Here is a 13,406-nt window from a genome sequence, read left to right on the forward strand (position 1 = left end):
ACTCCAACCATTTTTGTAACAACTCAAACTCTACTTCATGCAAACATATTCAACCGATAATCACTTGAAACCGGTTCAACAGGCGGAGCGTATTAAAACAGTGGATATGATCCGTGGCTTTGCTTTACTTGGCATTCTGCTTATGAACATCCCCGGCTTTGGCATTAACTGGGATGCATGGCACAGGATCATGACTGGTCCTGAAAACACAAAAGATTACTATGTATTTGCAGCGATTGCTACTTTTTTTGATGGCACCATGCGTGGACTTTTTTCCATGCTCTTTGGTGCAGGCATGATCTTATTTACGCTCAATAAAAAAGATACGGCCACAGGGCCAACGGTTACAGAATATTATTACCGCAGGTTATTATGGTTGATACTGTTCGGTGTATTTAATGCATTTGTGTTACTGTGGTTTGGCGACATTCTTTTTTACTATGGTTTGTGTGGTATGATGCTCTATGCATTCCGCAATACAAATCCAAAATGGTTACTAGTACTTGGCTTTATTTGCATGGGTGTTACGATGCTGAAGCAGCAATTAAACTGGAATGAAACAACAGAGAAACGGAAAGCGTACAACGAAGCAATAGCAGCAGGCAAATCAGGTAAACAACTGAGTGATGAGCAACAGGCGGCAAAAGAAGAATGGCTTGAAATGGAAAAAAGAAGAAAGCCCGATACCGCATTCATCAATCGAAACCTGCGGACAATGAGATCAGGTTATGTTGCCATTTATCAATACTGGATTCCCAAAAATGCCGACAGTGAAACATGGGGTATGTATCATCAATGGTTCTGGGATGGCCTCACCATGATGTTTATTGGTATGGCATTGTTTGGCTGGGGCTTCTTCAGCAATAAACTTTCTACATCAACCTATGGTATGTGGTTGCTTGTTGGTTATGGCATTGGAATACCTATTGGTTGGTTTGCGTTTAAAGCAGGAATGCTGGAGGAAGCAAGAAACATCGGGCTGTATGCCGATCGCTATTATGTAAATCATACACTGCTGTACGATGTAAGGAGAATTTTATTATCGATAGGGCACGCAAGTTTGCTGATGGTTATTTTCAGAAGTAATATAGTGCCCTGGCTCATGCGGGCATTGGCAAATGTGGGTCAGCTTGCATTTACCAACTACCTGATGCAATCGATCATTTGCACATGGTTCTTTTATGGTTATGGATTTGGATGGTATAACAAATTGCAGTTTTATGAACTCTACTATGTTGTATTTGCCGTATGGATCTTCCAGCTTATATTTTCCTCTATCTGGTTAAAGTATTTCCGGTTTGGTCCGTTTGAATGGTTATGGCGTTCATTAACCTACTGGCAACTGCAACCAATGAAGAAATGATGATCGATAACATGTTGTATTATGTAGCTGTTTGATGAAATACAGCTATCCATAAAGCGTCTGAAAAATGAAATGATTATTTTTTCAGTTGCTTTACAGCTTCAATAAATTCCCAGATGCTGTCTGTTGTTTTGTCAATCAAATCGGGTTGCAGGTATTCATAAATATCAATAACCTTTCCGGCATGCGCTTCGGCAAGCGCATCCAGTAATTCAGGCATCGTCATTTCTTTCAGGCGGGCAATGATATAAGCTTGTTCCATCTTTTAAAAGTAACAGAAAGCAGGAATAAAAAGAACGCCCCTTAACCGGATGATACCTGGTTAAGGGGCGACGAAATTCGAGTTTCCCGGTTTTCAGCAATAATTATCGCTTCAAGGGTTTATAATATTTCAATGCTTCAGGCATATGGCGTTGAAGATTGGCGATCCTTGTTTCATCAGATGGGTGGCTGCTCAAAAACTCAGGAGGCTTTGCTCCACCTGCTGCTGCCATCCGTTGCCATAAAGGAATTGCTTCCTGCGGATTGTAACCTGCCATTGCAGAAAAATAAAGACCGTATTGATCTGCTTCATTTTCCTCTTTACGTGAAAATGGCAGAAGATAACCTACATTACTTCCAATACCATAAGCAGTCATAAACATATTCTGTGTTTCGGCCGGTTTGTTTGATAAAGCTACCTGTAAGGCTACCCCACCCAGCTGTTGTAACAATCCCTGGCTCATACGTTCGCTGCCATGTTGAGCAACAGCATGTGCAATTTCATGACCTATCACCACAGCCAATGCTGCCTCATTTTGAGTGATTGGTAACAACCCGGTATAAACAACTACTTTCCCGCCCGGCATACACCATGCGTTTGCTTCTTTGCTATCGATCAAATTAAATTCCCACTTGTACCCTTCTAATACCGAAGTGAGCCCTTTCCCATCGTAAAACTTTTGAATAGCAGAAGCAATGCGGGTTCCGACACGACGTACCATTTCGGCATCTTTGTTCACGCTTGCATTCACTACTTTATTTTCACTCAAAAACGAATTGTATTGCTGCTGCGCCATTACCTGTAGCTCAGTTTCAGACACAAGGCTTAATTGTTTGCGTCCGGTAACCATGTTTTGGGTACAGCCCATAAAAAGGGTTGCCAACAGGAAAGAAGTAAAAAGCTTTTTCATTTCTATAATTTTTAATTTATGCCAGATCCCTTTGAACCCGGTGAACGGGGAAGAATAATTTCTTTCACTATAATTCAACAGAATATCAGGTTTACAAAGTTTACTTAGTGTATTGAGATATATGTTATATAATTCAGACGATTCGTTGCATCATTCACACGTTTACTGTGCTTCCGGGAATAAAGCAGATTTAATAAAAGGAAATATAGTTTCGGCCATAACAGAATTTGGAGCTGAAAGTGATAACATCATTTATCAACATCTGTTCTGATGGCACGATGCTTGTTTAAACGATACTGCCTTTTATTATAACCTTAAACTCCTATATATGAAAGCAACATATTTCGACTTTGCAGCCATGCTGTTCTCCGTATTGCTATTATCAGCATTTGTTTTTCAAAATGGAGGTTCCATTAAAGGAACTGTATCGCCAATAGAGAACGCTTTCAGAGCATTTGCGATACTTGATAAGGACACCATCAAAAGCAATATTATCGGAGGGAATTTTGTGCTCACAAATCTCAGGCCCGGCTCTTATCAACTGATTATAGAAGCTATTCCGCCTTATCAGCATAAACTCCTCACAAACATCCCTGTAAAAGAGGGCGAATCTGTCAATATGGGCGAAATTCAGCTGTTACTGAAGTAAAATATAGAAGCTGCTGTTATTTTTTGTGGCACAGCCTTTGCCAAGCAGGAGGTATACTCCATCAATTTATAACGGCAATAAACATGCGTTACACCCATATTGTATTCTTTCTCCTTGCAGCTTTTGTATTTGCACAATGCGAGCAACCCACTGACAAAAAAATTCCGCCAAAGAAAAAAAGGGCATGGGTAAAGCCTGTAAGCCTGAGCTATCATGTTGAAAAACCAAGTGAATGGTTACGGAAAAATGCTTCAGCTGCGCAAAAGAAAATTGTGATGGCTGTTAACCGCACAGACAGCACTTTTCTTAAAAAAATGGATTCGATTCTTGTGCCTGATGATCTCAGTGCAGATCTTGAATTATATCTTCCTTTCCCAACAAGTGTATCTTCTTTAAGTAGTATTGAGAAAATTATTCTCTTCTCTTATCCATCACAAACGTTTGGAGCGTATGAATACGGTGAACTGCTGTATGCCGGCCCAACAAATATGGGACGTAAAGCAGACCCTACTCCAACTGGATTATATTATACAAATTGGAAAGCAGAAAAAACAACAAGCACATTTAATGATGAGTGGGATCTGCTTTGGAATTTTAATATTGAAAATAAACTGGGTGTAGGTTTTCATCAATATGAGTTACCCGGTTATCCTGCATCACACTCCTGTTTGCGCTTGTTAGAAAGCGATGCAAAGTTGTTGTATGAATGGGCCGATCAGTGGGTTCTTAATAAAAAAGAAGAACTTCTTGCAAAGGGAACGCCGGTGATTGTATTTGGCAGTTATCCTTTTGATGGAACAAAACCCTGGTGGCAATTACTGAATGATCCTCATGCGCTTGATATAAGTGAAGAAACCATACAACAGGTAACAGCTCCATTCCTGAACGATATCCTGAAACAACAACAGCAAAGAAATAAATTCAATACAGACAAGGATTAAATTGCATCGGTTTCATACTTATCTTAGTATGAAATAAATCGCAGTGAATTCAATCTATAAATCCTTTGTATCTGGCTTGGCTCTCATAATATTATTTGTTTCCTGCTCTAACAAAAGACAGATCATTGAATACATTCCCTATGATCAATACAAATTTGAACAGGCAGAAATAGAGCCTGGCACAGCTGTTAAGCTTCTTGCCTATTCCGGTGGTAAACCTTCAGAATTAGATGGCATTTATTATTCCCAATTTATTGTGCTAAATGAAACAACAGGCGATACCATCAGGTTATTATCTACTCTTGTAAGTGTACCGGGAGATGCTGCCACACCAGGTAAAGTATATTCGCCAACCTATATGTTTGATGGTACCAAACAAATTACAGACGCCGTATTCTATCCGCAAGACAGTTCGCATCAAATGTCTATTCAAATGATTGCTGTTACAAAATCAGAAAATGAATCAAGTGAAACTTCGAAATTGCTCGAAGATGTTATGAAGGACAAAGTAAGTAGCAAAGAGTTTGTTGTTGTGAATAAGAGTTTAGAAATTTTTAATAACAAGTATAAAACTGCTGTTGCTGTATTACATTTCGAACAGATACCCTGGTAATATTATTCATTTCGTTTACTCAATGGCGTTATACTCACCGGAGTTTCTGTTATCCAATAATTCGTTATTCACAAAACAGCATAGTCATTCTTGCGGCGCAAAAAGCACAAACACAGTGCATTAGGCCAATGCGCCTAAAACACTTCCTCCATTTTTAGCTGTAATCGTAAATCTCCCTGACAATATTGCTGTGGAAAACTTAGCACGGTGTATGTCAGTGCATTAAGCTGTCAGCGTAGTTTTACGCACCCTGTTTATTATGATTCGCCGAAAATGCGTTCTACTTTTGTTTTCGCATCGCTTACAATGATGCATGCAGTTACAACCGTACTTTAAATAAACCGTAACCCGATCACTGTTTTGTAACTGCGGTTCCCTCCAATACTTTATAGAAAAACTGTTTTTAGAAATCCATTTCCCATGCGCATTTCTTTACTAAAAACAGTACAATGAAAACGACTCTATGGAAACAGGCTGGTTTATCAATCATCTTATTACCTGTGTGTAATACAATGTATGCAAAATCACCACAACAGCAACCCGAATCTCTTTTATCGCATTTGTATGTAACGAATGCCGTATTGCACGATTCATTAATTGCCAAGGCAACTTCAACAAAGAATATCATTATTCCGGCTATTCAGCTGCAGTCTCCTGTTCGTGGTTTTGTTGATCAGTATCTTGAAGATCACGCTGAGATGCTGTATACTATTAAAGAAAGAAACAGCAGTACATTTAAAACCATACAGAAAATATTGGTGAAACGTGGTATCCCTGCTGAATTAATGTATCTCGCAGTAGTAGAATCAAAATTAAAAAACAGCGCTACTTCCGGTGCCGGTGCTGCAGGTGTTTGGCAACTCATGCCCGTTACAGCAAGATATCTCGGTTTGCGTGTGGAAGGAAAAACAGATGAACGCAGATACCTCTACAAAAGTTCTGCAGCAGCCGCTGATTACCTCATTGAATTATACAAACAGTTTGATGACTGGTTATTAGTTGTAGCTGCTTACAACTGCGGATCCGGCAATGTTTACAAAGCCATTAAACAATCTGGCAGCCGTGATTTCTGGAAAATGCAACGTTTCCTTCCAACGGAAACAAGAAATCATGTAAAACGTTTTATTGCTACACATTACTATTATGAAGGCGAGGGCAGCTTTGCCACACTTACAAAAAATGAACGCAACATCTACCTTGCTTCATTGATGGAGGTTGAAGAAGAAGGCAATGAAACAGATAATGAGTCTGCTCCATCCAATCAACGTTTTAACTGGGTATCGATTACACAGCATGAAGGTGAAATGATCTTTCAGCTTAGAAAATAAAACCATCGAAGCATTCTATTCTCTGAGAGTGATTGCGGAAACGCAATCGCTCTTTTTTTTAAGATCCGTACCGGGTATGACATACCATGAAAACTTACTCCCTCTTCATAAAATAGAAGTTCATTGTTCTTGAAACTTTAAAGCCCAACCGATCGTAAACCGCAATTGCTCTTTCGTTATCGTCACGTACATGCAGGAAAGGTTGTTGACCATTATTTAAAATGATCTGCAGTTGATGCTTCATCAAGGAAGATGCATAACCATTGCCCAAATGGTCAGGATGAGTACACACAGCGCTGAGTTCAGTATAGTTTCCAACATGCAGACGCTGCCCCGTCATGGCAACTAATTTATTTTGATCAAAAATTCCGTGGTAAGAACCGAAGTCGATAGTTCTTTTTCCAAAAGGACCGGGTTTTGTGAGTTTTATGAGTTCAATCATTTCATCAACATGTTCAGTTGTTAATGGAACAATGTTGGAGAAGTTGCCCTCGATGTTTTTGCTTCCTTCGTATATAAATTGTAATCCTTTTATTTCGTGTTGGAGTTGCCAGCCTTTCGGTGCCTGTATAGTTGAAGGAATAGCATATAATATTCTTCGCCCTTGCGGAAGCAGTTCATACAGTTCTGCAAAACCGTGGTTATTATCTTCGGCGAAGCCTGCAAATGGCGATACTTCTTCGCTAAAATATTTTACCTGCTCATTACCCAGGCTGAGATGCTTATCGCCAGTAATCAGGGCATTGTAAACAGGATTTTCCAAGAGATGTTTCACACTGCAAAAATACCTGTTTTGAAACTCTCCTGTACTCCCACAATGTGGGGATGTATTGTTGCTGCTGGTGGCTGGGACAGCAACAACTTTTGATCATTTTCTTACTGCTGCTCTTTACTTGTTTTCGGTTGTTCTTTTGGTGCGGGTTGTTTTGTTTTAGGCACATCTTTTTGTATGCGGATGATCTTGCGGATGATCTCTGCAACCGGTGCACCAATTCCCAAACGCTGTGCATTTGAATTTGCAGGAGCAGCCATTCTGTTCACCGGATCGAACAACAGATAATGCCCATTCTGCATTCCTGCAGAGTCAAGTGTACCTTCCGGAACATATACCTGTATTTTCACCTGCTGGTAACCGTTAGGAAAATAACGCAGGTAATAACCTCCCTCCTGTTTGTACCATTGTTCTTTTTTATAATCTGCACGATGCACAGTTGATTTTTCACGAAGCACAGCCAACCGTTCAAATGATTCGTAAGAACTGGCACCTGTTTCGAACATCCGTTTCATACTCACCTGTGCACCGGTAATTCGTGCATCGGGCAATGCCTGTGCAACCTGTTTCACCACACCCATTACACCACCCTTTAACTGAAATATCTGCTTCTTTGTTAATAGTTGTTGTGCTGTTAACTGCACGGGCCATGAAAGCTTATTGTAATCAGACCCGCTAACCACCGACCATAACAGCAGTTGAATATTTTTCTGATTAAGCTGCTGTTGTTGCAAGGAATTGCGTAACACAGTTTCCACAATATCCTTACGATGTGTTTGCAACGGCATTTGTAAATAGGCATCTCTGTCGGAAGGATCGGGAGTGCCGGGCTGCAGACAATAACTTTTATAATTGGCTTCATAATAACCTTCAGCCAATACGATCTCTCCCTCCTCGGTTTGCTGTAAATCTGTTAACGGCAACGGTTGTACACCGGTAAGCATTGTATCAATGAACAATGATGCTGCTGTTGCAGGTTTTACAACCTGTACTTGCTTACGGTTACTGCTGAGATGTTCTTGTGAAACGGATGCACAGGCTGTTATAAAGAAAAGCACCCATACATGTTTGAGTAAAGTTTTAGGCATACGGTACGTTTTAGATCAATGCCGATGAAGAGATTGTTTCCTCATCAACTATAAATGCAACTACAAAATAGAAAACGAATTTTGCATTTGAAAGTTGTACGCTCCAAAACATTGTTAAGATTTGAAAGAAGAGTCGATACAGAAAAACGACCGGCACCTGCAGTACTATTGACTGCTAAATGCTACTTTCGCAGTCTTAAAAAAATACAATGAGCGAAATAAAATTAACAACCGGCGAAATACATACAGCCAAGGGCATCATGAAATTTGAATTATACAATGACGATGCACCCATTGCTGCTGCCAATTTTGAAAAATTAGTAAGTGAAGGATTTTACAACGGATTAAAATTCCACCGGGTGATCCCGAACTTTATGATCCAGGGTGGATGCCCCGATGGCACCGGAGCCGGCGGCCCCGGCTATTCGATTCCCTGCGAATTAACAGGTAGTAAGCAAATTCACGACCGTGGTGTTATGTCGATGGCACACCGTGGCAGAAATACAGGTGGCAGCCAGTTTTTCATTTGTCATAACCGTAACGGAGTAAAACATCTCGACGGTGTGCACACCTGCTTTGGACGTATTACCGAAGGAGTAGAGATTGTGGATGAAATACGTGCCGGTGATGTAATGCTGAAAGTTGTTCTCACCTAAATCTTCCTTGCCTCAATGTTTTAAAAAAGTCTTCTGCATTGCGTGGGAGACTTTTTTATTTGTTGCAGATGCCTTGTGATTTCTCTTACCTGATGCATGACCGTTACGAAGGTTGCATGTTGATTCGGTAACAACTTATGATGATGCAATTCTCTGTTGATGACTTTTCCAGAGAGAGTTTCCATCGACATAAAACGTAAGCGGGGCATTCACGCCCCGCATTATTAGAATTTTATTATTTCACTTCATCACTTATGGGCAACTTACGTTTGGATTAAAGGGCCTGAAAATTCCGGAAGGATTTTCTTTGTGTATCCACACATGCAGGCTCCAATGCGGAACGGTTACCGGTGTGCCGCCAATATCAAAAGGATGATCGCCAAACATCGGCCGTGCCTGGCCAATATTGATCACAATATATTCCACTGCAACAAGCCGCAGGCTGCCGTCTTCTCCGGTTTCGTAAAGTACTGCTTCAGGTTTCAGTGGATCAAAAACCGGATCAACAAAGGAACCATTCGCCCAGTGGTAACCCATACCGCCAAGCCCCGGTACAGATACACAATGATCATCCGGCTCGTATCCTGCTTTGATGGCCTGGGTAGTTGAGTGAAACCTTGCAGTGGCGGCATGAACTGCCTTCAACCATACATCGTTGGAAAGTTGCGCCATTTTTAAACCTGAGGATAACGATCCATTTGCAACGGGGGCCTTGCCTTGTGCTGAAGAGTTATCCGCAAGGCTTTCGGTTTCACTCTGTTTCTGACAACCGGTTACGAGTGTGAGCATACCTGCTGCCAACAGGCAGTTGCGTAAAAGAAAATTTTGTTTCATGATATTAGTGATTGAGTTAAAGAATAAACATGATATAACACTGAGCCGGGGCACGGCCAGGTTCATTTCATGGTTGGCACACTATTTTGTGATTTCTTCAGACGTGGTATTACATTCCAACGAAGTCTCCAACGGAGTACATAGCAGTATCAAAAGGAAGGATAAGAAAATTAGAAAAAATAAACCGGTTTTGCAAGCTTGAAGACGCTTTTAATATTTGTAAAAAAAGGATGAGCACAGCCAATGTTGGCGATTGACCAACAAAGAAATGAATCGTAACAGCAACACATATTTAATTGAAACTTACCCCGCCATTGCTTCTATCCAGCGCATGATCTCTGCACCTTCTTCTCCAGAACAGGGATTGGCCGCATGACCTGAAAAATAATTTACCACTGCTTCAATCATCGGTTGCTGTACATGTTGCAACCGATCAAAATCGAAACGGGTTGTTTCATTGTTGCTTTGCAGCGTAATACTGTTACCGGTAAAAAAACTGAAACGCAAGGAGCCTTTGCTGCCAACGATCTCACAAACATCATTTGGGTCATCAGCTGTGAAACACCAACTGCCGGTAAACACAATGCCATTAGTAAAATGAATAGTTCCCGTTACAAGATCAGGAACTTTATAAAAACCGCCTTGGTTGATTGCAAGACCGTTAACAGTTACAGCACTGCCGAATAAATAGTAAAGAATATCCAATTGGTGTGGTGCAAGATCATGAAAGAGTCCACCACCTGAAACAGCAGGATCAAAACGCCATACATATTTTTCATCGCTGAGTTGTGCAGCAGTAGGTGGTGGTTGATCAAGTTGCAAACGCACCAATCTTACATCTCCAATTGCCTGATGTTCCAGCAATGATTTTATTTTTTGAAACAATGGCCATTGCCTGCGGTAATGCGCAACTGTTAGTTTTACATTGGCATTTTTGGCGGCATTTGCCATGTTTTGTGCCGCAGCATAATTCAACGTCATGGGTTTTTCTACATACACCGGCTTGCCCGCATTGATAGCAGCCAATGCATACGATTCATGTGATGATGGTGGCGTGGCAATATAGATCGCATTCACATTGGGATCTTGTATTAGTTCATCTGCATCGGTATACCATTGTGGTACGCCATGTCGCTTTGCATAGTCTGCTGCTTTGCTTGCATTGCGGCGCATTACTGCTGTCAGCTTTGAATCGGGCACTTTATTAAATGCCGGACCGCTTTTCACTTCAGTTACATCGCCGCAACCAATAATACCCCAGTTGATCATAAATGCTCCCTCTTCTTTTAAACGATTGATGATTGTGTGAAAATAAAATGGAAAGTTATTGCATTCTTTCATTGCTGCAGAGTGGTCAAATAATATTTCTGTAATCTCAGTTCCACAACAACTCTCTAAAAAACAAACCACTGAAACAAGAATAATCAAGTAAATTTCAGGTAGATGAGTACACCCAAGGTTCAAACCGGACTAACAACAGCTGAAGCCGATCTCAGCCGGCAGAAACATGGCAGCAATACACTTGAACTGCAGGAAGACCGTGTACTGCTGAATGTCTTAAAAGAAGTAGTGCTGGAGCCCATGTTTATTTTACTACTGGCTGCCTGTATTATTTATTTTGTAGTGGGGCAATACCAGGAAGGCATCATCATGCTCATTTCAATTTTTATTGTAGCCGGCATTTCACTGTTCCAGGAATACCGAAGCAAAAATGCAGTGCAGGCCCTGAAAAAATTATCGGCACCACATGCAAACCTCATCAGGAATGGCAAGGTTGTTCAACTTGCTACTGAACAAATTGTGGTAGATGACATCCTGTTGATAGCAGAAGGAGGAATTGTAGCAGCCGACGGGGTGATTCTTGCTGCAAATGATTTTTCGCTGAATGAATCTGTTCTTACAGGAGAATCATTTGCTGTAAGTAAAACAGCAGAGGATAAACACAGCGTGTATAAAGGAACACTTGTAACAAGCGGAAGTGCAACCATAAAAGTAGAAGCGGTTGGATTGAAAACCATGTTTGGAAAAATTGGTTTATCGATGAAAGAGATCCGCATTGAAAAAACACCTCTTCAGCTTCAGATCAAATCGTTTGTCAAGAAAATGGTATGGGCAGGCGCCTTTGCATTCATTATTGTGGTGGGCTTTCGTTTTTATCAATCCGGAAATTTTATTGAATCGTTTTTGCAAGGTCTTACACTGGCCATGAGTATTTTGCCGGAAGAAATCCCTGTTGCTTTCAGCACCTTCCAGGCATTGGGTGCCTTTCGTTTATTAAAGCAGCAGATCATTGTAAAGCAACCACAGTTTGTTGAAACACTCGGTTCGGCCACCGTTATTTGTGCCGATAAAACAGGTACACTTACGCAAAATAAAATGAGCATTGCCTATTTGTATGATGTGAAAACGGGCACATCTTTTCCTGTAAAAGAAAACACAACACTACCTGAACATGTTTTGGAATACGCCATGTGGAGCAGTGAAACGAATCCGTTCGATCCCATGGAAAAAGCTATTCACCAATTGTATGCAACCACGGCTGCAACAGATAAACGAATGCTGTTTCAACAAATTCATGAATACCCGATCGGAGGCACCCCGCCTATGATGACACATATTTTTAAAGATGAAAAAGGCGAAGTAATCATTGCTGCCAAAGGCGCACCTGAAGGAATTCTGAAACAAACAAAATTATCGATAGCAGCATTAAAACAAATTGAAGAACAGATGCTGGTCTATGCAAAGTCGGGATACCGTGTACTAGGTGTTGGCAAAGGAAGCTGGCATGAACATAAATGGCCGGTTTCACAAAATGAATTTGAATTTGAGTTTTTGGGACTGATCGTTTTTTATGATCCGCCAAAAGAGAATATCCGGGAAACCATCAACACCTTTCATGAAGCAGGCATCCAGGTAAAAATGATCACCGGCGATTTTCCTGAAACTGCTGTAGCCATTGCAGATGAAATTCAATTGAATCATAACCGGGAAGTAATAACCGGTAAAGAAGTTTTGCACATCAGTAAAGAAGAACTGCAAGAACGTGTAAAACAGGTCAACATTTTTGCACGTATGTTCCCTGAAGCAAAATTAAAAGTGATTGATGCATTAAAAGAAAACGGGGAAGTAGTGGCGATGACGGGTGATGGTGTGAATGACGGACCTGCATTAAAAGCCGCCCATATTGGTATTGCCATGGGCAAGCGTGGAAGTGAAGTAGCAAAAACTGCAGCAGCGCTTATTCTGATTGATGATGATCTCACGCACATGACAGGTGCTGTTGCGTTGGGCCGGAAAATTTACGACAACCTTAAAAAAGCAATCCAGTATATCGTTTCCATTCATATTCCCATCATACTGATTGTTACGTTGCCTTTGCTGCTTGCATGGACCTTTACAGATATCTTCTCTCCTGTTCACGTTATATTCCTTGAGTTGATCATGGGACCCACCTGTTCCATTATTTATGAAAACGAACCAATGGAACCGGGTACGATGAACCGGCCGCCAAGAAAAATGGGTTCCACTTTTCTTTCACTGAAACAATTAGCCATGAGTATTCTTCAGGGGCTGATGATCACAGCCGGTTGTTTGGGGATTGGCTACTACTACATGCAGGCAGGAAGTAATGAAGAAATGATCCGTACAGTTATTTTCATTACCCTGTTATCAAGTAATATCTTTCTTACCCTGGTAAACCGTTCATTTTATTATTCAGTATTTAAAACCATCCGTTATAAAAACAACCTTGTATTTTTCATTATCAGCTTCACTGCCCTATTTATTGTTGCGTTATTGTATGTTCCATTTCTGCAGGACTTGTTCCGTCTGCAATCATTAAGCACTCCTCTCTTGCTTACTTGTATAGCTGTTGCATTGGCAAGTACCTGCTGGATAGAGATCTGGAAGCTCTTTAAACGATCCTGAGAATGATGAATCAATTCCTGCGCAGACCGCTGACCTGATCAACGTAACATTTCACGATAATAC

13 protein-coding genes are annotated in these 13,406 nt (G+C 40.9%); 7 read left to right on the forward strand and 6 right to left on the reverse strand.

Features of this window, described 5'->3' with window-relative positions; all coding sequences use genetic code 11:
• Positions 1-37 precede the first annotated feature (37 nt).
• Entirely contained in the window at positions 38-1,363 is a 1,326-nt protein-coding gene (locus tag VK159_RS22845) for a DUF418 domain-containing protein (protein ID WP_324232495.1), read from the forward strand.
• A gap of 76 nt (positions 1,364-1,439) precedes the next feature.
• Here VK159_RS22845 and VK159_RS22850 read toward each other — a convergent pair whose 3' ends face one another.
• Both VK159_RS22850 and VK159_RS22855 read right to left on the reverse strand, forming a co-directional pair.
• Positions 1,440-1,625, reverse strand: a complete 186-nt coding sequence (locus VK159_RS22850) for a hypothetical protein (RefSeq protein ID WP_324232496.1) — start codon at positions 1,623-1,625, stop codon at positions 1,440-1,442.
• 103 nt (positions 1,626-1,728) lie between these two features.
• Positions 1,729-2,535, reverse strand: coding sequence for a M48 family metallopeptidase (locus VK159_RS22855; RefSeq protein ID WP_324232497.1), 807 nt, complete (start codon positions 2,533-2,535; stop codon positions 1,729-1,731).
• A 328-nt stretch (positions 2,536-2,863) separates the two neighbouring features.
• Between VK159_RS22855 and VK159_RS22860 the strand changes: the two genes are divergently transcribed.
• The 4 genes from VK159_RS22860 to VK159_RS22875 all read left to right on the forward strand — a co-directional run bounded on the left by VK159_RS22860 (position 2,864) and on the right by VK159_RS22875 (position 6,066).
• Complete coding sequence (locus tag VK159_RS22860; RefSeq protein ID WP_324232498.1) at positions 2,864-3,184, forward strand: carboxypeptidase-like regulatory domain-containing protein; 321 nt, start codon at positions 2,864-2,866, stop codon at positions 3,182-3,184.
• Between the two features lie 83 nt (positions 3,185-3,267).
• Positions 3,268-4,125 carry a L,D-transpeptidase gene (locus VK159_RS22865; RefSeq protein ID WP_324232499.1) on the forward strand — a complete coding sequence of 286 codons (858 nt, stop codon included), beginning with the start codon at positions 3,268-3,270 and terminating at the stop codon, positions 4,123-4,125.
• A 76-nt stretch (positions 4,126-4,201) separates the two neighbouring features.
• Positions 4,202-4,738: a hypothetical protein gene (locus VK159_RS22870; protein ID WP_324232500.1), complete on the forward strand. Its 537-nt coding sequence runs from the start codon at positions 4,202-4,204 to the stop codon at positions 4,736-4,738.
• 449 nt (positions 4,739-5,187) lie between these two features.
• Positions 5,188-6,066: a lytic transglycosylase domain-containing protein gene (locus VK159_RS22875; protein ID WP_324232501.1), complete on the forward strand. Its 879-nt coding sequence runs from the start codon at positions 5,188-5,190 to the stop codon at positions 6,064-6,066.
• Between the two features lie 94 nt (positions 6,067-6,160).
• Here the strand turns inward: VK159_RS22875 and VK159_RS22880 are convergent, their stop codons facing one another.
• Both VK159_RS22880 and VK159_RS22885 read right to left on the reverse strand, forming a co-directional pair.
• Positions 6,161-6,841, reverse strand: a complete 681-nt coding sequence (locus tag VK159_RS22880) for a GNAT family N-acetyltransferase (protein ID WP_324232502.1) — start codon at positions 6,839-6,841, stop codon at positions 6,161-6,163.
• Between the two features lie 101 nt (positions 6,842-6,942).
• Positions 6,943-7,926, reverse strand: coding sequence for a hypothetical protein (locus VK159_RS22885; protein ID WP_324232503.1), 984 nt, complete (start codon positions 7,924-7,926; stop codon positions 6,943-6,945).
• Between the two features lie 209 nt (positions 7,927-8,135).
• On the opposite strand from VK159_RS22885, the gene VK159_RS22890 reads away from it, so the two are divergent.
• The gene (locus tag VK159_RS22890) at positions 8,136-8,582 is read left to right on the forward strand and encodes a peptidylprolyl isomerase (RefSeq protein WP_324232504.1); all 447 of its coding nucleotides are present in this window, start codon (positions 8,136-8,138) and stop codon (positions 8,580-8,582) included.
• Between the two features lie 252 nt (positions 8,583-8,834).
• Here VK159_RS22890 and VK159_RS22895 read toward each other — a convergent pair whose 3' ends face one another.
• Positions 8,835-9,416: a hypothetical protein gene (locus tag VK159_RS22895; RefSeq protein ID WP_324232505.1), complete on the reverse strand. Its 582-nt coding sequence runs from the start codon at positions 9,414-9,416 to the stop codon at positions 8,835-8,837.
• Positions 9,417-9,719: 303 nt separating this feature from the next.
• A complete protein-coding gene (locus tag VK159_RS22900; RefSeq protein ID WP_324232506.1) occupies positions 9,720-10,757 on the reverse strand; it encodes a Gfo/Idh/MocA family oxidoreductase in 1,038 nt (345 codons plus the stop codon).
• A gap of 102 nt (positions 10,758-10,859) precedes the next feature.
• Here VK159_RS22900 and VK159_RS22905 point away from each other — a divergent pair, with 102 nt between their 5' ends.
• Entirely contained in the window at positions 10,860-13,343 is a 2,484-nt protein-coding gene (locus VK159_RS22905) for a cation-translocating P-type ATPase (RefSeq protein ID WP_324232507.1), read from the forward strand.
• Positions 13,344-13,406: the final 63 nt, after the last annotated feature.

This window comes from Lacibacter sp., assembly GCF_035299325.1.
In the GTDB taxonomy this organism is placed as follows: domain Bacteria; phylum Bacteroidota; class Bacteroidia; order Chitinophagales; family Chitinophagaceae; genus Lacibacter.

Excerpts from the sequence above, each read along its gene's own strand:
- VK159_RS22845 (WP_324232495.1), top strand. The coding sequence starts at position 38 with ATGCAAACATATTCAACCGATAATCACTTGAAACCGGTTCAACAGGCG.
- VK159_RS22900 (WP_324232506.1), bottom strand. The coding sequence starts at position 10,757 with ATGAAAGAATGCAATAACTTTCCATTTTATTTTCACACAATCATCAAT.
- VK159_RS22890 (WP_324232504.1), top strand. The coding sequence starts at position 8,136 with ATGAGCGAAATAAAATTAACAACCGGCGAAATACATACAGCCAAGGGC.
- VK159_RS22850 (WP_324232496.1), bottom strand. The coding sequence starts at position 1,625 with ATGGAACAAGCTTATATCATTGCCCGCCTGAAAGAAATGACGATGCCT.
- VK159_RS22885 (WP_324232503.1), bottom strand. The coding sequence starts at position 7,926 with ATGCCTAAAACTTTACTCAAACATGTATGGGTGCTTTTCTTTATAACA.
- VK159_RS22875 (WP_324232501.1), top strand. The coding sequence starts at position 5,188 with ATGAAAACGACTCTATGGAAACAGGCTGGTTTATCAATCATCTTATTA.
- VK159_RS22860 (WP_324232498.1), top strand. The coding sequence starts at position 2,864 with ATGAAAGCAACATATTTCGACTTTGCAGCCATGCTGTTCTCCGTATTG.
- VK159_RS22865 (WP_324232499.1), top strand. The coding sequence starts at position 3,268 with ATGCGTTACACCCATATTGTATTCTTTCTCCTTGCAGCTTTTGTATTT.
- VK159_RS22905 (WP_324232507.1), top strand. The coding sequence starts at position 10,860 with ATGAGTACACCCAAGGTTCAAACCGGACTAACAACAGCTGAAGCCGAT.
- VK159_RS22855 (WP_324232497.1), bottom strand. The coding sequence starts at position 2,535 with ATGAAAAAGCTTTTTACTTCTTTCCTGTTGGCAACCCTTTTTATGGGC.
- VK159_RS22895 (WP_324232505.1), bottom strand. The coding sequence starts at position 9,416 with ATGAAACAAAATTTTCTTTTACGCAACTGCCTGTTGGCAGCAGGTATG.